This window comes from Arthrobacter sp. EPSL27 (assembly GCF_001512305.1).
GTDB lineage: Bacteria > Actinomycetota > Actinomycetes > Actinomycetales > Micrococcaceae > Arthrobacter.
Window position 1 is genome coordinate 962,977 of record NZ_LNUT01000004.1, and the last position, 20,591, is coordinate 983,567.

General features: G+C 63.4%; 17 protein-coding genes. 8 read left to right on the forward strand and 9 right to left on the reverse strand.

Annotation, left to right across the window (positions count from 1 at the left end; genetic code table 11):
- Positions 1-58 precede the first annotated feature (58 nt).
- Positions 59-1,300 (forward strand): UPF0158 family protein, encoded by a 1,242-nt coding sequence (locus AR539_RS09005; protein WP_066435053.1) that lies wholly within the window; start codon positions 59-61, stop codon positions 1,298-1,300.
- A gap of 173 nt (positions 1,301-1,473) precedes the next feature.
- Positions 1,474-2,295: a hypothetical protein gene (locus AR539_RS09010; protein ID WP_066435056.1), complete on the forward strand. Its 822-nt coding sequence runs from the start codon at positions 1,474-1,476 to the stop codon at positions 2,293-2,295.
- A 594-nt stretch (positions 2,296-2,889) separates the two neighbouring features.
- Here the strand turns inward: AR539_RS09010 and AR539_RS09015 are convergent.
- From AR539_RS09015 to AR539_RS09055, 9 genes are all read right to left on the reverse strand, one after another.
- Positions 2,890-4,386 (reverse strand): NAD-dependent succinate-semialdehyde dehydrogenase, encoded by a 1,497-nt coding sequence (locus AR539_RS09015; protein WP_066435059.1) that lies wholly within the window; start codon positions 4,384-4,386, stop codon positions 2,890-2,892.
- Between the two features lie 208 nt (positions 4,387-4,594).
- Positions 4,595-4,807, reverse strand: coding sequence for an LLM class flavin-dependent oxidoreductase (locus AR539_RS19905; RefSeq protein ID WP_442854405.1), 213 nt, complete (start codon positions 4,805-4,807; stop codon positions 4,595-4,597).
- A 268-nt stretch (positions 4,808-5,075) separates the two neighbouring features.
- Positions 5,076-5,897: an enoyl-CoA hydratase/isomerase family protein gene (locus AR539_RS09025; RefSeq protein WP_066435067.1), complete on the reverse strand. Its 822-nt coding sequence runs from the start codon at positions 5,895-5,897 to the stop codon at positions 5,076-5,078.
- Positions 5,894-7,144 carry a CaiB/BaiF CoA transferase family protein gene (locus AR539_RS09030; RefSeq protein ID WP_066435069.1) on the reverse strand — a complete coding sequence of 417 codons (1,251 nt, stop codon included), beginning with the start codon at positions 7,142-7,144 and terminating at the stop codon, positions 5,894-5,896. The genes AR539_RS09025 and AR539_RS09030 overlap by 4 nt, the downstream gene beginning before the upstream one ends.
- 2 nt (positions 7,145-7,146) lie before the next feature.
- Complete coding sequence (locus AR539_RS09035; protein WP_066435072.1) at positions 7,147-8,646, reverse strand: aldehyde dehydrogenase family protein; 1,500 nt, start codon at positions 8,644-8,646, stop codon at positions 7,147-7,149.
- 58 nt (positions 8,647-8,704) lie between these two features.
- Entirely contained in the window at positions 8,705-9,481 is a 777-nt protein-coding gene (locus tag AR539_RS09040) for an enoyl-CoA hydratase (protein WP_066435074.1), read from the reverse strand.
- Complete coding sequence (gene mmsB, locus AR539_RS09045) at positions 9,478-10,404, reverse strand: 3-hydroxyisobutyrate dehydrogenase (protein WP_066435076.1); 927 nt, start codon at positions 10,402-10,404, stop codon at positions 9,478-9,480. Before mmsB ends, AR539_RS09040 begins: the two co-directional genes overlap by 4 nt.
- A 55-nt stretch (positions 10,405-10,459) precedes the next feature.
- Complete coding sequence (locus tag AR539_RS09050; protein WP_066435077.1) at positions 10,460-11,524, reverse strand: enoyl-CoA hydratase/isomerase family protein; 1,065 nt, start codon at positions 11,522-11,524, stop codon at positions 10,460-10,462.
- A 2-nt stretch (positions 11,525-11,526) separates the two neighbouring features.
- On the reverse strand, positions 11,527-12,663 hold the full coding sequence (locus AR539_RS09055) for an acyl-CoA dehydrogenase family protein (RefSeq protein WP_066435079.1): 1,137 nt from the start codon (positions 12,661-12,663) through the stop codon (positions 11,527-11,529).
- A 490-nt stretch (positions 12,664-13,153) separates the two neighbouring features.
- Here AR539_RS09055 and AR539_RS09060 point away from each other — a divergent pair, with 490 nt between their 5' ends.
- The 6 genes from AR539_RS09060 to istB all read left to right on the forward strand — a co-directional run bounded on the left by AR539_RS09060 (position 13,154) and on the right by istB (position 20,419).
- Positions 13,154-14,956, forward strand: coding sequence for a flavin-containing monooxygenase (locus tag AR539_RS09060; RefSeq protein ID WP_066435081.1), 1,803 nt, complete (start codon positions 13,154-13,156; stop codon positions 14,954-14,956).
- Between the two features lie 136 nt (positions 14,957-15,092).
- Entirely contained in the window at positions 15,093-16,121 is a 1,029-nt protein-coding gene (locus tag AR539_RS09065; protein WP_066435089.1) for a hypothetical protein, read from the forward strand.
- Between the two features lie 27 nt (positions 16,122-16,148).
- On the forward strand, positions 16,149-17,111 hold the full coding sequence (locus AR539_RS09070; RefSeq protein WP_066435093.1) for an SDR family NAD(P)-dependent oxidoreductase: 963 nt from the start codon (positions 16,149-16,151) through the stop codon (positions 17,109-17,111).
- A 5-nt stretch (positions 17,112-17,116) separates the two neighbouring features.
- On the forward strand, positions 17,117-18,082 hold the full coding sequence (locus AR539_RS09075; protein ID WP_157360951.1) for an alpha/beta hydrolase: 966 nt from the start codon (positions 17,117-17,119) through the stop codon (positions 18,080-18,082).
- Between the two features lie 331 nt (positions 18,083-18,413).
- Positions 18,414-19,631: an IS21 family transposase gene (gene istA / locus AR539_RS09080; protein ID WP_157360952.1), complete on the forward strand. Its 1,218-nt coding sequence runs from the start codon at positions 18,414-18,416 to the stop codon at positions 19,629-19,631.
- Positions 19,631-20,419 carry an IS21-like element helper ATPase IstB gene (istB, locus tag AR539_RS09085; protein WP_066435101.1) on the forward strand — a complete coding sequence of 263 codons (789 nt, stop codon included), beginning with the start codon at positions 19,631-19,633 and terminating at the stop codon, positions 20,417-20,419. Before istA ends, istB begins: the two co-directional genes overlap by 1 nt.
- The last annotated feature ends 172 nt before the right edge of the window (positions 20,420-20,591 follow it).

Sequence of the window (20,591 nt, forward strand, 5' to 3'; positions counted from 1 at the left end):
CGCCGGCGTGCAGTAACGCGACGAAGGGCGCGGCCGCGGTTCGTGCCATCCTGAGGGTATGGCGCGAACCTGGTTATCGGTGACGGTGGAACTGCTCGGTGGTCGTGGTGAGGAGCTGTGGCCCTGGCCGGGGCGAGTCTTCGCGGTTGGACAGTCGCACACCTTCTTGGATCTCGCCAACGCCATCAACGATGCCTTCGCCCGTTGGGACCGCTCGCACCTGTCCATGTTCACCCTGAACGACGGCCGGGTAATCACGGACCAAGAGACGGGAGCTGAGATGGCCGGATCCGGCGGTGGGCCGATCATCACAGCTATCGACATCGCGACCGCCAAGGTCGCCCGGACGCTGGGGCCGGGATCTGAGTTTCAGTTCATGTTTGACCTTGGTGACGCTTGGATGCACCGGTGCGTGGTCGAGGAGACGAAGGTCGACCCGCTGGAGGTATTGGGTATCCGCCCTGATTTCCCTCTGCCCTACTGGGGCTGGGGCAGCATCCCGGACCAATACGGGCGCCGGTGGTCCACTGATGACGGGGAGAGCCGGGTCCCGGCGAAACCGGGCGAACCGCATCCGATGCTGCTGCACGCATGGCCCGCCCAGGTCTCGGTGCCGAGGCTCGACCTGCCCGAAATGCGTGAAGCCATCGCGGCAGCAGACGCGGCCCGTTTCCTCGCAGCCCTGACCGGACGCGACATCGATGACACCCTCCAGCAGGTGGGGGCTGGCATACCGATGGCCTTAGAGCACAGGCGCAGGGAAGCCGAACCCGTGGCACTGTCGGTCATCAACCGGCTGACCCGGCGCGGCTGCGCCGGTGACCAGGTGCTCGCCGAGGACCTGCTGGCATCCCTGCGCCGCGTGCCGCTGACCGGCAGGGTGGTTCCCGTGGACCTCGACATGCTCAGCATCATCTTGGAAGGGGACCCCGATCTGTCCACCGGCGGCTACCTCGACCTGCACACCGGGCAGGTGTACGACGAGGCCGCCACTGACCCGATGATCGTCGGGCAGGACACCGCGATCGACGTAGAGGACGAACCGGACCGATGGCTTCGGCTGAACCGCACGGGTTCCGGGAACGGCTGGCAGGACATGGCAGCTTTCGCAGACAGGCAGCACGAGGAAGCCCTCCGAGAGCGACTGGAGCGGGCGATCGAGGGCAAAGGCGCCTTCTTCCGGTTCCGGGAAATCGTCCACGACGAGAACCTCAGCGAACACTGGTACGCCTTCTCTACCGACCGGCAGATGGGCCGTGCTCGCGAATACCTCGCTGGCAACGGCATCCACGTGGGCTGACCCGGGCTCGGCCGGTTGATCCCTTCGACGTGCGGACCTACCCACATGAATGGCCACCCGGAAATTCGGGAGGGCCTTACTGTCACGCCAGGGCCAGTGTCGGGTACGGTGAACCCGGCACACTGGACAACATTCAGAGCACCCCTTGGTCGGGGGAGCGGGCAAGGAATCTCATGGCCGGTAACGAGCACACCCGCGGCAAAGAAGTGGATGGTGGCACCCGGCCAGAGGAGCACGACGAGATCAGCGACGCCCTCCAGTGGATGCGCCTGACCTACGCCCTCGACTACGCCGCCCGCCCCGACTCCTGGGAACGGCCCGAAGACTACCCGCAGTCATGGAGCATTCGCGCCTACATCGACGCTGACATCCTCGATCCCGACTACGACACCTTCGACGCCGACGCCCAAGGCCGGGTCACCGTCGCCGAAGCCAGCGTCCACCTCGTCCCGGACGTTGGCAGCGTCAACCTCTTCGACACCTTGGACGCCCACAGCGCTGACCTGTCCCGATTCGCCGAAGCATTCATCGTCGCCGGATCCGAGCCCAGTCAGCTCAGCGTCGAGGGCGAACCGGTCCTAGAAGGCGATCTGATGATCGTGTCCTGGGTGAGCGTCCAGCCGCGGTTCCGTGGGCACCGGGCCGGGCACCAAATATTCAAGGCTATCCTCGGAGCAATCGGCCGCGGTACCGTCGTCACCGTCCTGCACGCGGCACCCGGGCTCAAGGACGATACGGATGAAGGATCCCTGAAACACCGGAGGGAATGCCGCGCCCTTGCCAAGTACTGGGGCGAACTCGGATTCCGGCCACTGGACGGCAACATAATGGTCCTGACCTGCGAGGACATGCTCGCCATGCTCGAGGACGAGGACCAGGAGGACACCGATTTCAACCTCGACGAGCTGCGTGATGTGCCGCTAATGCAGCTCTCCCAAGAGCAGCGCGACGCGGTGTTTAGGAACCTCCGAACCAAACTCGACGAATTGCCCTGACGCCAGGAGTCCAAGGCACAAAGGTGGGACTAGAAGCTGTCCATAGTTGTGGTCAATCCGGGTTATCCACAGCTGGAATTGGGAGCCCTGAGGATAGCTCCCTTCGCAGCAGTAGCGGTGGATAACCCATCAGGATTGTCCACGAGTGTGGGCAGCGGAACCAATTGTCCAGACGGTTTCTGGACAATTGGGCAACAGGCTGTTGCCCAATTGCGTCCCTGCCCCGCGCAAGCTCCTCAGCGGGGCTGGCTGTCAGATTTGAATCTAAGACAGAAGGGTGGGGGAGTGTAAGAACCGCTCTGAAGACCCTATTCTGACGCCCTTTTTTCTTGCTGCTGACGTCAGGTTGGGGTGTGTCTCATCTAGGAACCGGCCCCAGCCGGGAAGGGGAAAGCCCTCGACCGGAGCCAGTCGAGGGCCTTCCTCATATGCAGTGTTGTGGAGGAGGTGGAGGTCTACGGCTTGGAACGATTCGCCTGGGTCCCGCCGTGTGGAGTCTCGAAGAGCAGGTGCTCCCCCTCCAGCACTTCGCGGTCTGCCGGTGCCACGCCGGCCCTTGCTGCCTGGTGGTCTGATAGGCCCCTGTAATGACTGCTATCCGGTGTAGGGGTCGGCGATGCCGATGTACTGGGTGTAGAGGTATTCCTCGATGCCTTCGAGGCCGCCTTCGCGGCCCAGGCCGGACTGCTTGACGCCGCCGAAGGGAGCGGCGGCGTTGGAGATGACGCCGGCGTTCAGGCCGAGCATGCCGGTCTCGAGCTTTTCACCCATCCGGATGCCGCGGTTCAGGTCCTTCGTGAAGACGTACGCCACCAGCCCGTATTCGGTGTTGTTGGCCAGGCGCACAGCGTCGTCTTCGCTGCTGAAGGTGGTGATCGGGGCGACGGGGCCGAAGATCTCCTCGGACAGGATCCGGGTGCCTTCGGTGACGCCGGAGAGGATGGTGGGCTGGTAGAAGTATCCCGGGCCCTCCACCGGTTCCCCGCCCAGGACAGCTTTCGCGCCGGACGCGACAGCGTCGGAAACCAGCTCGTGGACCTTGTCCCGGCTCTTGGCATCGATCAGCGGGCCCACCTTGGACTCGGGTTCGGTACCCCGGGCGGTGGTCATCTCCTTCATCTTCGCCGCGAACTTCTCCGCGAACTCCGCAGCCACCGATTCGTGCACGATGAAGCGGTTGGCCGCGGTGCAGGCCTCGCCCATGTTCCGCAGCTTGGCGAGCATGGCGCCGGCGACGGCGGCGTTAAGGTCGGCGTCTTCAAAGACGACGAACGGCGCGTTGCCGCCCAGTTCCATGGAGGTGCGCAGAACGGTTTCGGAGGCGTCAGCGAGCAGGCCCCGGCCCACTTCGGTGGAGCCGGTGAAGGAGAGCTTGCGCAACCGGGAGTCCTTGATCAGCGGTCCGGTGGTGGCACCGGCGCTCGAAGAAGGGATGACGTTCAGGACGCCTGCGGGCAGCCCGGCCTCCATCATTACCTCGGCAAACAGCATCGACGTGAGGGGCGTGAGTCTGGCCGGCTTGAGGACCATGGTGCAGCCGGCGGCGACCGCGGGGGCGATCTTGCGGGTGGCCATGGCCAGTGGGAAGTTCCAGGGCGTGATCAGCAGGCAGGGGCCCACCGGCTTCTTGGTGACCAGCAGCCGGGACTTGCCGTCCGGGGAGACGGAGTAGCGGCCGAAGGCACGGACAGCTTCCTCGGAGAACCAGCGCAGGAACTCGGCACCATAGGTCACCTCACCACGGGCCTCGGCAAGCGGCTTGCCCATCTCCATGGTCATCAGCAGCGCGAAGTCCTCAGCCCGTGCAGTGACAAGGTCAAAGGCGCGGCGCAGGATTTCACCACGCTCCCGCGGGGGGACCTTCGTCCAGGACTCCTGCGCGGCAGCGGCCGCGTCCAAGGCAGCCATGCCGTCCTCGGGACCGGCGTCGGCGATGCTGAGCAGCACCTTGCCGGTGGCGGGGTCTTCGACGTCGAAGGTTTTCCCGGAAGTGGCTGGCTGCCATTGGCCGTTGATCACCAGGCCGGTGGGAAGGCAGGCGAGCAGCTCGCTCTCACTGCCGGACGTGATTGATGTTGCAGTTAGTGACATTGTCTTCTTCCAGTGCTTAGTGGTGCCGGTACGGGCGGGGGTTCAGCGTCGGCGGATGATCGAGACTCAGTACGCTTTGACGCGTTGTTCGACGATGAGATGAATAAGGGCGAAGACGTGGTCCTCGTCGATCATTCGAAGGACGGATGCCAAGGCGGCGGGGATGTCCTGGTCGTGTGGGGTTACGCCGCCGTCGTACGGCGGGCGATCATTGCAGCGCTGCCGCTCGGTAGGACAACAGTTCTGCCAAGTCCTCTTCGAAGTGATCAGCTGCATCTCTGTCCTGGCGGAGCGCCCTTCGTACTGTTGATGTAAAGCCAACGGCACGTCCAATGCCCAAATCGATTCGTCCGGGAAAGATGGCCTGGAGAGTCGCCGCTTGCTCAGCTACAACCAAGGGCTGGTGGTTTGGCAGCACCACCCCGCCCCGAGCCGACGCGAATTCGCTCTGTTTGCGGCGATCACAGCCATCAACCCTGTTGGAGCGGAACCGGCAATTTGTATGCTCCCTTCGGACTAAAGGAACCGCAGTCTTGGGACTGCGTCTGGTTGGATAGGGTGCCAATACCGGGATATTGCATATGGCGGTATTCTCGATGCCTGAGCTCCCGGAAGTAGACGGCCTGAACCAGGCGCTGGGCCGGTTCCGCCACGGGTGACGGCGGCTTTGCGGAGCGGCGTTTCCCGATCTAGTTCAGCGGGCGGGGCTTGATCCAGTCGAACACCGGGGTCTCCTTTGCCAGGAAGGCGCGGATCCCAGTTTCTGGTTCTCCGCTGGTGGCCATCTGGTCCTGCCAGTAACCGCTGATGACCGGGAGCGCCGGGTCGTTCACCGCGATCGCGTCGATAATTTGTTTCATCGCCTGGATGGAGAGCTGGGAGCGGGTGGCGAGGCGGGCAGCTAACTCCTGGATCTCGTTCCAGAACCCGTCCTCGGGGACCACCCTGGCCAGCAGCCCCAGGCCGTGCGCTTCGGCGGCGGTGATGAAGTCGCCAGTGAGCAACAGGTATTTTGCGGTGGCGGGTCCGGCGAGCCGGACGAGGCGTTCGATGCCGGAGAGCGGGTAGACGATACCGACCTTGGCGGGGGTGATGCCGAAGGTCGCGGTGTCGGCTGCGATGCGGATATCGCACGCGCCGGCGATCTGCCAGGCGCCGCCGATGCAGTAGCCCTCGATCGCGGCGATGGTGGGCTTGGGGAAGGTGGCCAGCGCGTTCTCACCGGCGCTGACGTGCCCGCCGTCGTGCGCGCCGCTGTCCGGGTCGCGCAGGATGGCTTTGAGGTCGCTGATGTCGGCGCCGGCGGAGAAGTTCCCGCCGGCGCCGCGGACCACGACGACTTTGACTGCAGGGTCCGCGGCGAGCCGGTCTAGCAGGGGTGCGAACTGCTGCCACATGTCCTGGTTCAGAGCGTTGCGGCGCCGGGGATTGTCGATCACGATCGTTGCCACGGGGCCGGTTTGTTCGATGCGAAGGGACCCTGTCATGGTTTCCTCCGCGGTCCCGGTCATGCTTGTACCCTATCTGCGGCGCGGGTTTCGTGGACGATGCCGGAGGTGATGAGTTTCTCGATCTGTCCGGGTGTCAGGGCTAGGTCTTCCAGTATTTTGCGGGTGTCTTCGCCCAGGGCAGGTGGTGCCTTGCGGACCGGTGTTGGGTCGCCGTTGACGGACAACGGGCCGCGCAGCAGCGGCAGTTCGGTGCCGTCGTGCCGGTTCACGGTCCGGAGCATGTCCACAGCCTGCACTTGCGGGTCGGCGAAGACTTCCGCGTAATTGTAGATTGGGCCGCAGGGGATCTTCGCGGCCCGGAAGGCCGCAAGCCAATCCAGCCCCGGACGGTCTGTGAGGTGTTCTTCCAGTCGCCGAGTCAGGTCTTTGCGGTTGGTCGAGCGGTCCCTTCCGGTCAGGTAGTCCGGGTCGTGGGCCAGGGCCGGGTCCCCCACGAGTCCGCAGAGTTGGTGCCATTGCTTGTCGTTGCCGACTGCGATGATCACTGGAATGTCCGCGGTCTTGAAGACCCCGTATGGTGCCAAGACCGGGTGGTCATTGCCTTGGGGCGCCGGGGTTTCGCCGTTGCTGAGGTAGCGCTGGCCCTGGAAAGCGGACAGTGCTAGCGCCGACTCCAGCAGCGAGGTGGAGATGTCCAGCCCCGAACCGGTACGTGCCCGGCCGTTGAGGGCTGCCGCGATGCCGTAGGCGGCGAACATCCCGGTGCACATGTCCACGATCGGGACCCCGAACCGGACCATATGCTCCGTGTCCTGGCCGGTTACTGACATGAGTCCGGACATGCCTTGGGCGACTTGGTCCAGCCCTGCGGTCAGGGCTAGCGGCCCGGTCGTGCCGAACCCGGTGATAGACGCGATGATCAGTCCGGGATTGGCGGCCCGCAGCTCCTCGGGATCCAGCCCCATGGTGGCTAATACCTCGGGACGGAAGTTTTCGATCAGCACGTCCGCGTCCAGTGCCAGCTTCCGCAGGAGCTCCTTGCCCTCGGGTGTGTAGAAGTCCACGGCGATGGAGTTCTTGCCGCGGTTGACCGAGTCGAAGTAGAGGCTGTGCTCGTCCTCGAACGGTGGCCAGGAACGCGAGGAGTCTCCGCCCTTGATGGACTCGACCTTGATCACGGTGGCTCCCATGTCGGCCAGCAGTGCGGTGGCGTACGGGCCGGCGAGGGCGCGGCTGAGGTCCAGAACGGTGATTCCGGCCAGCGGACCCGCCGCCGCGGTCGTTGATTTCTGCGTCGTTGCGTCCATGGTCAGCCCCTGAGCTTGATGTTGATTTGCTTAGTCTGGGTGAACCCCGCCAGCATTCCTTCCAGGGAGACCTCGCGGCCGATACCGCTTTGCTTGTAGCCGCCGTAGGACTGACCCACCATTTGGCCGCCGCCCTGGTTGACCTGGACCCAGCCGGCCTCAACCCGGTGAGCGGTGTTAAGGGCATTGTCCAGGTTGCGGCTCCAGACGTAGGCCGCCAGGCCGTAGTGCGAGTCGTTGGCCATGCCCACGACCTCGTCGATGTCTTTCCAGCGGATGGCTGCCAGGACGGGCCCGAAGATCTCTTCCTGAGCGAGGCGGAAATCGTTGCGGACCCCGCCGAAGACGGTGGGCACGTGGTAGTAGCCCTCCGTCAGCCGCCCCTCTGTGGGGGCGCGGCCGCCGAGGGCAACTGTCAGGTCCTTGTTGGATCTGCCTTCTTCGAGGTAGTTGCTGATCTGGCTGAACTGGTTGTTGTTGATGATGGCGCCCATGTCCGTCGCTTCATCGAGCGGGTTCCCGACCTTGAGTGCGCCGAGCCTGGCGACGAGCCGGTCGAGGACTTCTTCGTAGATGTCCTCGTGCAGGAACAGCCTGGATCCGGCAGTGCAGCTCTGGCCCTGCCGGGTGAACCGCGAAGCCGTCAGCAGCCCGTCGATCAGCTCGTCGTCGACGGCGTCGGGGAACACGATAGACGGATTTTTGCCGCCGAGTTCCAGGGACACATGGGCCAGCCGCTCACCGGTCTGGCGGGCGACACCGCGTCCGACGTCGGTTGATCCCGTGAAGGAGACTTTGTCCACGCCCGGATGGGCAGACAGTGCTTGACCGACGATGCTGCCGCGGCCTGTGAGTGCGTTCAGGACCCCGGCTGGCAGGTGGCGGTTGCAGATTTCAGCTAGCAGCAGGATGGTCAGCGGTGCGTCGTCGGCGGCCTTGAGGATGACGGTGTTACCGGCGGCGAGTGCGGCCGGGATTTTGAATCCGGCGATCATCAGCGGGGAGTTCCAAGGCAGGATGCATGCGACGACGCCGAGCGGTTCCAGCCGGGTGTATTGAAGCTGGTTGTCTCCCGCGGGCAGGGTGGTGCCCTTGACCTCTCCGGCGACGCCGGCGAAGTAACGGAACAGCGCTACGAGCGTTGCCACTTCGGGGCGCGCCTGGGTGCGCAGGGCATTGCCCGTGTCCAGTGCGGTCAGCCGGGCGAAGTCTTCAGCCCGGACCTCGATGTCGTCTGCGATTTTCGCCAGGGCCCGGGCACGTTCGGTGAAGTGCATTGAACGCCAGCCCGGGAACGCGCGGCGTGCGGCGCTGACGGCGCGGTTGACGTCGTCAGTTCCGGCAGAGGGCACGCGGGCGATTACCTGCTCGCGCACGGCGGGGTTTTTTACCTCGCGCCACTCACCGGTGCGGGCTTCAGTTCGCTCGCCGTCGATCCACATCAGTGGTTCGAATCCGTTCAAGACAGCATTGGCTCGGGAGTCAATCGCTACTTCGGTCATGTGTTCCTCGTGTTCATAATGTTGGGTCGGACAGCAGCCTGCAGGGGGCTGCTCGTTGTCAGCGGTGGGTGAAGTCCGGGACGCGCTTGTCGATAAAGGCGGCCATGCCTTCTTTCTGGTCAGCGGTGGCCCAGCAGGAGTGGCTCAGGCGACGCTCAAAATGCACGCCTTCGGCCAGTGACATTTCGTGTGCTGCGTTGACGGCTTCCTTGGCCAGGAGGGCAATCGGTTTGGACATACCCGCAATCGTTGCTGCGGCGGCCAGCGCGTCGTCCATGAGCCCGGCGACGGGGACCACCCGGACGACCAGCCCGGCGCGTTCGGCTTCCTCTGCGCCCATGGTCCGGCCCGTGAGGATCATTTCCATGGCTTTGGATTTTCCGATCGCCCGGGTCAGTCGCTGGGATCCGCCCATGGCCGGGATCACGCCGAGTTTGATTTCAGGCTGTCCGAATTTGGCGTTGTCCGCGGCGATGATGAAATCACAGATCATGGCCAGCTCGCACCCTCCGCCGAGGGCGTGGCCGGCGACGGCGGCAATCATTGGCGTGCGGAGACGGGCCAGGTCATCCCAACCGGCGAACCAGTTCTGCGTATACATGTCAATGTAGCTGCGAGGCGCCATTTCCTTGATGTCGGCCCCGGCGGCGAAGGCCCGGTCCGAACCCGTGATGATGATGGCACCGATGCCGGGGTCCGTATCGTAGGCGCGGGCCGCGGCCAGCACTTCCTTGCACAATTGGACGTTTAGTGCGTTTAGGGCTTCGGGCCGGTTCAGGGTGATGATCCCGACGCGTCCGTCCTGCTTGACGAGGATAGTCTGGAATTCGCTCATGCCAAGGCCTCCACTGCCGGTGCTTCCACGTCCGACGCGGCCCGGATGTCATTGATGATGCCGGAGAAGTCCTGGCCGGATCCAGCACCGCCGGCGAAGTTGCGGTAGATTTCCTCCGCGAGGGAACCGAGCCGGGCCTGGGCACCGGTTGATTCGAGGGCTTGGACGGCCAGACCGAGGTCCTTGGCCATAAGCGCCCCGGCAAAGCCGGGCTCGTAGTTGCGGGTCGCCGGACTGGTCGGAACCAGACCGGGGACCGGGCAGTTGGTGGTCAGTGCCCAGCACTGGCCGGAGGCGGCCGAGGCGACGTCAAACAGCGCCTCGTTGGACAGGCCCAGCTTCTCGCCCAGGACGAAAGCCTCCGAGACAGCGATCATCGACACGCCAAGGATCATGTTGTTGCAGACCTTCGCGGCCTGTCCCCCTCCCGGTCCCCCGCAGTGCACAATGCGCCCACCCATGGAGGCCAGGATGGGTTCGGCATCCGCGAAGTCTTCGGCACTGCCGCCCGCCATGAAGGTCAGGGTGCCGTCCGTGGCCCCGGTCACGCCGCCCGAGACTGGGGCGTCCAGGCTTCGGTGGCCGGCAGCGGTGGCCAGTTCGTGGGCGGCGCGCGCGTCCTCCACCGAGATCGTGGAGCAGTCCAGGAATAGCGTTCCCGGAGCGGCGACGGCCAGCAGCCCGTTCTCGCCCTGGTAGGCGCCAAGTACGTGGCGTCCCGCGGGGAGCATGGTGATGACGACGTCGGCGCCGGCCGCGGCCGCGGCAGCGGACTCCGATACCTCAATGCCCTGCGTCCGGGCTTGGTCCAGGGCCTCGGGCGCTAGGTCGAAACCAGACACGCGGTGGCCGGCCTTGACAAGATTTGCGGCCATCGGGCCGCCCATGTGGCCCAGGCCAATGAAAGCTATCTTTTTACCCATTGAAAGTCCTCTTCCTTGAGATATCTGAGCTCGTGGTTGTTCCTGCTTGTGTTGTTCAAGCGGTAGCGCCGGAAGTGGCCGCGGACAGGCACAGTTCGCGTGGCCCTAAATCCGTGAAGTAGGCGGCGACGTCGGCCGGAGGTACCGCCTCAAGGGTGGCCGGGACCCACTGCGGGCGCCGGTCCTTGTCGATCACCTGCGCCCTGATCCCCTCGGCCAGGTCACGTCCGGCCAGGCAGCGCACCGACACCCGGTATTCCTGTTCCAGTGTTTCGGGCAGGCTGCCCGACGTACGGGCCCGGCGCAGCGATTCCAGTGTCAGCTTCAGCGCCGTCGGTGACTTTGCCAGGATTGACTCGGCGGCAGCCTGCGCCGCGGGAACTCCCGAGGCGTGCAGCGCGGACACGATTTCCTCGACAGTGTTGGTGGCGTAGCAGTCGTCAATCCAGACCCGCTCCGCAGCCAGGGCCGACGGCGGGAAGTCACCTCGGGCGAAGGACCTGACGGCTTCCGCGGCGCTGTCCCAAGCCAAAGCCTGCCTCAGCGCAGGAAGTGTTTTCTGGTCCACGAAATGGTCGGCGAAGCCCAGGGCGATGGCATCGGCCCCGGAAAGGTTGGCAGCGGTGAGCGCCGCATGGGTGCCCAATTCACCTGGGGCGCGGGAAAGTAGGTATGTGCCGCCGACGTCGGGGACGAAACCGATGCCGGTCTCCGGCATACCCAGCTTCGTCCGCTCCGTAACCACGCGCAGCGAACCGTGAGCCGAAACCCCAACGCCGCCACCGAGCACCAGACCGTCCATGATCGCGACGTAAGGCTTCGGGTAGTCCGCGATTCGGGCGTTGAGCCGGTACTCATCAGCCCAAAAGCGTTCGGTCCCGGTGCCGTGGTTCACCGCGTCGCGGTGGATGGCCACGATGTCACCCCCGGCACACAGCCCGCGCTCCCCTGCACCGGTCAGCAGGACGGTGGCAACAGCGTCGTCGTGCTCCCAATCGTCCAGGGCAGCGGCAATACGGGTAACCATAGCGTGGGTCAGTGCATTGATCGCTTGGGGTCGGTTCAGGATGATATGTCCCAGGTGGCCTTCGCGGCGCAGCAGGATCTCGTCGTCCGCCATGCCTATGCCCCTGCAACGATGCGTCCGACAACCAGGCGCATAATCTCATTGCTGCCCTCCAGAATCTGGTGGACTCGCAGGTCCCGGGCGATCTTCTCCAGCCCGTACTCGGACAGGTAGCCATAGCCACCGTGGAGCTGGATCGCACTGTTGGCGACGTTGAAGCCGGCGTCCGTGGCGACCTGTTTGGCCATGGCGCACAGCTTGACAGCATCGGGTGCCCCCCGGTCCAGCGCATCGGCTGCCCGCCAAAGCAGTGTCCGCGCAGTCACCAGCTCCGTTTCCATGTCGGCGATTTTGAAGAGCAAGGATTGCTGGTTGATCAGCGGCCCGCCGAACGCCTGGCGTTCCTTGAGGTAGGCCACGGACTTGTCCAAGGCGGCCTGACCGCCGCCCAGGGAGCAGGCCCCCATATTGATGCGGCCTCCGTTCAGGCCCTTCATCGCGATCCCGAAACCGCTGCCCTCTTCCCCGAGACAGTTGGCCACCGGAACCCGCACGTTCTCAAGAATGACCTGACGGGTCGGCTGCGAGTTCCACCCCATCTTTTTTTCGTTTGCACCGAACGACAGCCCCGGTGTATCCGCGGGGACCACGATCGCCGTGATGCCGCGGCTGCCGGTGTCAGCGGTGCGCGCCATTATGACGTAGTAGCTGGAGGATCCTGCCCCGGAGATGAACTGCTTGACGCCGTTCAGGACGTAATCCTCACCGTCGCGCACCGCTCTGGTGCTCAGTGCCGCAGCGTCGGAGCCGGCGCCTGGTTCAGTGAGGCAGTAGCTGCCCAGCGCCTCCATGGAGGCCAGCTGCGGGACCCACTGTGCACGCTGTTCATCGTTGCCGAACGAGTCGATCATCCACACCACCATGTTGTGGATGGAGATGTAGGCGGCGATCGTCGGATCGGCCTTGGCCAGTTCCTCGAAGATCAGCACCGAATCGCTGCGGGTGAGCCCGGAGCCGCCGAACTGCTCCCGGGCGTAGATGCCGCCCATACCCAGCGCGCCGGCCTGGGCCAGCACATCCACGGGGAAGTGCTTGGTCTCGTCCCACTTTGCGGCGTTGGGGGCCAGGGCCTCGGTGGCGAAGTCCCGCACCATCGCAACCAGCGCCTGTTGGTCCTCGTTAAGTTCAAACATGGGGTGTCCTTGTCGAAGATGAAGGTTCCGATTCAATGTAATAGGAAGTCCAACTAATTACTAGGACTTCCTACTATGTTTCTGGTGACGCGTATTTGCGTAAGTGGCTTCTCGTGTCACTTCGGCTGCACTCTGGACCATGGTTATGTATTTCTGGCGGCCGGGTGTTCGACACAGCTAACATCCTCCCGTTGTGGGCTGACTCGAAGAGTCGGGGACTTGGGGAGAGTCAAAGAAACGCAAGGCTTCGGCAAGAATCAGCTGGCAAGAGGCTGAGTCCCTGAGGATCGGAAAATTTCTTGCCTGCTGGCCGGGCAAACATCTTGCGCCTCCCAATTCCAAAAGATAATGTTGCCTCATAGCCGGAGTTTGGAACGATGTACCGCACAGCAGCACGCACGCTGATAATGTTAGATGGCTGCGGGATTTCAGCACAACTCAACCGAAGCTCTGCACTGATGATTCTCACGAGGTCAGCAAAGGACAAAATATGAACACTTCAACGGAGAAGTTGAACGCGACGGCGCCAACGGAGGAGCAGATCGCGAATGCGTGGCTCGGGAGTTTCTCAACTGCTCTTGCCAGCAACGACCTCGAGGAGCTCCGTCCCCTCCTGTCGAGCGACGTCTGGTGGCGTGACCTTGTGATTGTTAACTGGGATCTGACCACCGCGCACGGCTTTGACGAGGTCGCCTCATTTCTGGGCAGCCGAATCTTCCAGGCCGGCATCACGGATCTCGCGTTAGACCCGAAGAACCCTCCCACCCCCTTTGGGAACATGGTTCAGGCGTTCTACACGTTTAAGACCAAGGTCGCCGAAGGACGCGGCATTATCCGCCTTGTCCAGGAGGCAGGTGAATGGCGTGCTTGGTCAATTCTGACCAAGATCGAGGGGATCGTAGGCCGCCCGGAACTCACCACGTCCGTTTTTGATGCTGCCAAACCTGCCTACAACCAGCCTGTCGGGGAGCGTCTTTCATGGAATGAGTACCGTGACCGCCAACGCGAATTCCTCGATGGCGACCCGGAGGTCGTTGTTATCGGCGGAGGACATTCAGGCCTCTGCATCGCGGCGCGTCTTGGCCATCTTGGCCTATCGACCCTTGTGGTGGAGAAGAACGAGCGTATTGGTGACAATTGGCGTCTTCGTTACCACAACCTGTCGCTTCATGACACCAAGTGGTACGGCCAATTTCCCTACCTTGCGTACCCTGACAACTGGCCGGTGTTCTCTCCCAAGGACCTGCTTTCCGACTGGATGGAGGCCTACGCCTGGATTCTTCAGCTCAACGTGTGGACCAATTCCACGGCCGAGAAGGCCACATACGATGCAGAAGCGGGGCAGTGGGAAGTCACCATTAAGCGTGACGGCCTAGAACGGGTGCTTCATCCCAAGCACATCGTGTTCGCGACAGGCGCCTTTGCGGGCACACCGCAGTTGCCTGAAACCCCCGGCCGCGAGAAGTTCAAGGGCCAGGTGATTCACTCCAGCCAGCATGCGGGCGGGCACGAGGTAAAGGGCAAGCGCGTCATCGTCGTCGGTTCCGGTGCGAGCGGCCACGATGTGGCGCAGGACGCCTTCGAAATGGGTGCCTCGGTGACCATGGTGCAACGCGGTCCGACCTATGTCGTGTCGAGCCAGTACGGAGTGCCGAAGATGCACGCCGACCTGTACAGCGAATCTTCCCCGCCCATTGACGATGCGGACCTTATAGGACTGTCGTACCCGTGGCACCTGTTCTTAGCCTCTTCGGGTCCGATGGTTGACGAGCTGGCCGAGGTCGATAAGGAACTCCTTGATGGACTTGAAAAGGCCGGGTTCCGCACCACTCTTGGTGAGAATAAGTCCGGCCTGTTTGGGCTGAGCCTGCGCCGTGGTGGCGGATACTACATCGACAAGGGCTGCTCGAGGCTCATCATCGAGGGCAAGATCCGCGTTCAGCCGGGAGAGATTGCCGAGTTCACCGAGACCGGGGTCATCTACGCGGACGGGAGCAAGGAGGACGCCGACATCGTCGTCTTTGCGACAGGTTGGCCGAACATGCGTGAGGCGGCACGTCCGATCGTCGGCGATGAAGTCACCGATCAGCTCACCACGATCTGGGATCTGGACGAGCAGGGCGAGATTAAGGGCGCGTTCCGCCCCTCGGGCCACCCAAACCTATGGTTCCAAGCCGGCGGCTTCCAGCAGGCGCGGTACGGATCCAAGCTCCTCGCCCTGCAGATTCTCGGCGTTGAGCTTGGCCACAATGACCAGGTATCGACGAAGGTCAGCGTCACAGTCGACGCCTAATCATAAAAGCGCGGGGATGGGTGAGTTACCGCCTATCCCCGCGGTTTTTCCGCGTCATTCGAAACTGCCTCGCAGTATAGAGTCGCCGTTAGAGGGAGAAATTGTGACAGCATCCAGAACCCCGGAGTCCGGTACTGTGATTGAATCGATCGAGCGGCTCCGGCAACTTCAGCAGTCTGCACTTGCATGGCTCCTGGAACGGATCGATGACGATGGTCGCCCTGTACGCGCTGATGAGCACAATGGCTATTACCGGCTCCCTTGGGTGCTCGCGTACACAGGCCACCGCGACGTAGCCGACCGTGTGATGTGGTGGATGGACCGCAATACCCTCACTGAGTCGGGGGACCTGCGGGAAGGTCCGGCGAGGGAGGCCTTCACTACTTCAGCGGCGTCCTACCCGCTCTCCATCATCGCCCAAGGGGCACACTTACTGGAGCGCTACGATGTCTCCAGTCGGGTGCTTGACACCTTGCGTGATTTCCAGGACCCGCAGTCAGGCGGTGCCTATACTGCGCGGAAGGGCCAGGGTTCTTCGTTACAGCTGGCATATCTCACAGCTCAGCTCGGGATGACAAGCCTCGCCGCTGGCCGCATCGAGGTCGCGGACGCAGCCTATCGTTGGTTCGAGCGGTTTTTTGATGCACAACCAGACCTTCCGAATTGTCTCTATCTCGGCTGGGATGACACGGGCCTGGTCACGGAGATCCCCACCGATGGCGGGTATAGCCTCCTGATCAACTTCAACCAGCCGCGCCAGGCCTTTCACACACCCGGCATTTCCGCCGCCTTCCTCGCTAGGTATAGCATGCAGGCCGGCACCAAGGCTGCAGGTGAGATGGCCCGGGCACTGCTCAGATTGCATGACACGGCCACAGATGAGCAATTCAACCACTGGGAGTCAAGCGCGGTCTGCAAGTTGGGGCTGGGAGCTGCGGCACTAAACGAACTTTCGCCGTCCCCTGAGTACGTGGGTATCCTGCAACGCATGACCGATTGGTATACGGACGCTCAGGAACCGGCGGGCAATTGGGTGCATCGTGCCGTCACGCGTCCCAACCCCACGGAGGCGCACCTCATGGAGAAGACAGCAGAAAACCTGCTGTGGGTCTCTATGATGCTCACCAGTTTAGCCGGCACGCGGGCCGATCTGTCCGTGGCCTAACGACACACTTCCAAGGAGACTTATCCCATGACGGCAGACATTGCGTCCACAAACGGCAACGATTCCGTTCGCTCCGCGATCGTCACGGGTTCGGCGGGCGGCATTGGCGCGGCAGAGGTTGCGAGATTTATTTCTGCGGGATACTACGTCATTGCTAACGACATCGACGCAGCGCGGCTGGCCAATACGGTTGAGCAGCTGGGCGGTGCTGCTGTGGTGACGGGTGTTCCCGGCGATATCTCCTCATCAGACACGGCACGGGCTCTCGTGGCAGAAGCCACCCGCGACGGCCGTCGCCTCGAGACCGTGATCAACAACGCCGGGGCGATCCGGAACGGCCCAATTCACGAACTCAGTGACGACGATTTCGACCACGTTGTGGCCACCAACCTCCGGGGAACGTTCATGCTGAGCCGCGAGGCTTCGAAGTATTGGCGGCGGAATGCCGTTGACACCGGCCGGGCAATGCGTTCAAACCTGATCAATACGACATCGAGGGCGGCCCTCCTCGCGAACCCGGCCCAATCAAACTACGGTGCGGCGAAGGCCGGAGTTGCTGTGATGACGCAAATTCTCGCACGCGAGTTGCGCACCTATGGGACACGCTGCAACGTCATTGCGCCGCGTGCGTATACCCCGATGATGCGTGAGGGGCTTGGGGAGTTCCGTCAGGACGCATTGGAGGAGTGGTCCCCCGACTACATTGCGCGGTTTGCCGAGTTCCTCTCAAGCCCGACGGCCGCAGGTATTACGGGGCAAATCTTCGTTGTGCACGGTTGGCACGTACAACTCGCACGCACCTGGGACGTGTCGGATTCCGTCGACCTCGACTACTCGGGCGGCCAGGGTCGGGTGCTGGCGCAGCTTGACGGACTCTTCGCCGGGGAACCGATGGAAATCAGCGAGTTCGAGGCGGACGACTTTCCGCTCGCGGATTCCACTGCCGCCAACCCGTTCAAGCTAGCCAATCTGAAGGCATCGGCAGAGTGAGTGCAGTGACAAAAACGTCCAGGCCGAATCCTGAGATCCAGTTCCTGCTGGATGCACCGCCCTCTCGGGAGCGCATCGCGATCTTCGAGGGAACCCCGTGGGATCGTGCGGGCCAGGGGGTCATTGTCGATACGCTCCGCCTGATGCCGAGCGCTAAGGTTGCGCCCTTCCCTATCGGCGAGACGTGGGACTTCCCGGTTGGGTCCAGGGGCACACAGGTGCGGGGCTATCGCCCATTGGCGGTGGAAGGCCCACTGCCCATAGTCGTCGACTTCCACGGAGGAGGCTGGGTTTACGGAAGTGTCGACACCAATGATCAGTCTTGCCGCGCCATCGCCAACTCCGCTCGCTGCCTCGTGTTCAATGTGGGCTACGGCCTTGCCCCTGAAAACCCCTTCCCAGGGCCTCTGGAGGAGTGCATCGAGGTTACACAGTGGATCATAGATAACGCCGAATCACTCGGGGGTGATCCCGGTCGGATTGTGGTTTCGGGGCAGAGTGCAGGTGGCAACCTTGCCGCCGCCGTTGTTTTGCACGCGGCGGAAACCGGGGCGTTCAGCATCACCGGCCAAGTATTGTCTTACCCGGCGCTTGATGCCACTCGCAGTCTCCCTTCGCACCGGGAGAATGAATTGGGGTACATTCTGTCCGCGAAGGAAATGGAGTTCTACTGGCTTGCCTACCACCAGGATCGGGTAGATCCTGAGACCCCGGAACTTTCCCCCCTGTTCGCGGCGGACCTGTCCAAGCTGCCGCCCACGATCGTGCTGACATCCGAGTTCGATGTTCTTCGCGACGAAGGTGAGGCGTACGCCCGTCGGCTGACCGAGGCGGGCGTGCCAACTATGCTGCGGCGGTATGCAGGGCAGATCCACGGACTCCTGGGGCTCGGCGCTGTCACGCCGGATGCCGGCCATGCAATTAGTGAGATCGGTGCTTGGCTAAGGGCCCTTTTTGCCTCTGAAGTATGAGTTTTCAGCCTTGCCGGCGCCAACCGACGACCCCATAGACGAGGCGCCCGTATGAGCGCCTCGTCTATCCTTTGTTCCAATGATGCATGCTGTCCGGCTGCCGTCGGCAGTCCGGCCCGAGAAGTGTTCTGAATTTTCGGTTACAGAGGTTTGCCTAGAACACCCTGTAACCGAAAGACACGCATCTCGTAGATGAGGCACGGCACAACAGCGACTCAGTGTCGCGACCGGCAAGGTGCCACGAAGAGCCCTGAAAGTTGTCGGTGACGGTCGAAAAGTGAGCCATAGTGACGGTTGAAATCTGAGCCACCCGTTCCAAACGATTGGGTGGGTGATCACAGTGGAGGATTGGGCGCTTATTCGGCGGTTGCATCTGGCCGAGGGTGAGTCGATGAGATCGATAGCGGCGCGGCTGGGTATCTCCAGGAACACCGTTGCTAAAGCAGTGAGCGCTGACGGTCCGCCAACTTATGTCCGGGCGCCGCAGGACTCCGGGATCAAGGCTGTGGAGCCGGCAATTCGGGCGCTGCTGCTGGAGAACCCGCGGATGCCGGCGACGGTGTTGGCTGAACGGGTGGGCTGGTCGGGGTCCCCGGCCTGGTTCCGGGAGAACGTTGCCAGGATCCGGCCGGAGTTTGCCCCGGCTGATCCAGCGGACCGGATCACGTATGAGCCCGGGGATCAGGCGCAGTGTGATCTGTGGTTCCCGGAGGTGCGGATACCCGTGGGTGCTGGCAAAGCCAGGGTGTTGCCGGTGCTGGTGATGGTGTCCTCGCATTCACGGTTCATCATGGCCCGGATGATCCCGTCCCGGATGACCGGGGACCTGCTGGCTGGGATGTGGGAGCTGCTCGGATCCCTGGGCGCGGTTCCGCGGCGGCTGATTTGGGACAACGAAGCCGGCATCGGCCGGCGGAACACCTACGCCACCGGAGTCGCAGCATTCGCCGGGGTCTTGGCCACCCGGATCGTGCAGGTTAAGCCCTACGATCCGGAGAGCAAGGGCGTGGTGGAGCGGGCCAACCAGTTCCTGGAGACGTCCTTCCTGCCGGGCCGGGTCTTCGCCTCACCGGAGGACTTCAACAACCAGCTCGGCCAGTGGCTGCCGAAGGCCAATGCCCGGCTGGTCCGGCGGACCGGCGCCCGCCCGACGGACCTGCTCGCTGCGGACAAAGCGGCCATGCTGGCGCTGCCACCGGTTCCACCGGTCACAGGTTTCACCGCGCGGGTCCGGCTCCCGAGGGACTACTACGTCCGGATGGGATCCAACGACTACTCCGTCCACCCGCAGGCCATCGGCCGGTTCGTCGATGTCACCGCCGACCTCGAAACCGTCACGGTCAGCCTGGACGGCAGACCTGTCGGGACCCACTCCCGATCCTGGGGCGCCGGTCTGACGATCACCGACCCGGACCACGTTGAGGCGGCACGGGCACTGCGGAAGGCATTCCAAACCCCGCAGCCGGTGGGTGAAACGACCGGGCTGAGGGATCTGGCGGACTACGACCGGGCGTTCGGGGTTGTCCTTGATGACGGGCAGGTCGCCTGATGCCGGCCGCTAAGGACACCATCGGCCAGATCGAGTATTACTCCCGGGCGATGAAAGCCCCGCGGATCCGGGAAGCAGCGACCCGGCTCGCGGACCAGGCCCGTGAAGGAGGCTGGACCCATGAGGAGTACCTCGCCGCTGTCCTGTCGCGGGAAGTCGCAGCCAGGGAAGCCTCCGGCGCCGAGATCAGGGCCCGGGCTGCTGGGTTCCCGGCCCGGAAATCACTCGAGGACTTCAACTTCGATCACCAGCCCGGCCTCAAACGCGACATCATCGCGCACCTGGCCACCGGGGCGTTCCTCGCCGAAGCGTCCAACATCGTCCTGCTCGGGCCGCCCGGCACCGGCAAAACCCACCTCGCCACCGGCCTGGGCTTACGGGCCACCCAGCTCGGTCACCGGGTTCTGTTCGCCACCGCCATTGACTGGGTCGCCCGGCTCCAGGCAGCCCACCAAGGCAGACGGCTGCCCCAGGAACTGGTCAGACTGCGCCGGTTCGGTCTGATCATCGTGGACGAAGTCGGTTACATCCCGTTCGAGCAGGACGCAGCGAACCTGTTCTTCCAGCTGGTCTCATCACGCTACGAGCACGCCTCGCTGATCCTGACCTCGAACCTGCCCTTTGCCCGCTGGGGCGACGTGTTCGGCGATCAGGTCGTCGCCTCTGCCATGATCGACCGCATCGTCCACCACGCCGAAGTCATCACCCTCAAAGGCTCCAGCTACCGCCTCAAACACACTCAGGTCGACTCACTGCCCTCGACAAGGCCGGAAAATACGGCAGAATAACCAACGTCAAAGTGGCTCATTTTTCAGCCCGCGAAATGGCTCACTTTTCGACCATCGCTGACAAAAGTACCCTCCCGGCCGTAATACGGGCGGCCCTGGCGCCCCCAGCGTTACACGGTGCTTGTGTAGGGACGCCGGGTTGTTTGCCGACACCTATTCCACCGGTGAAACG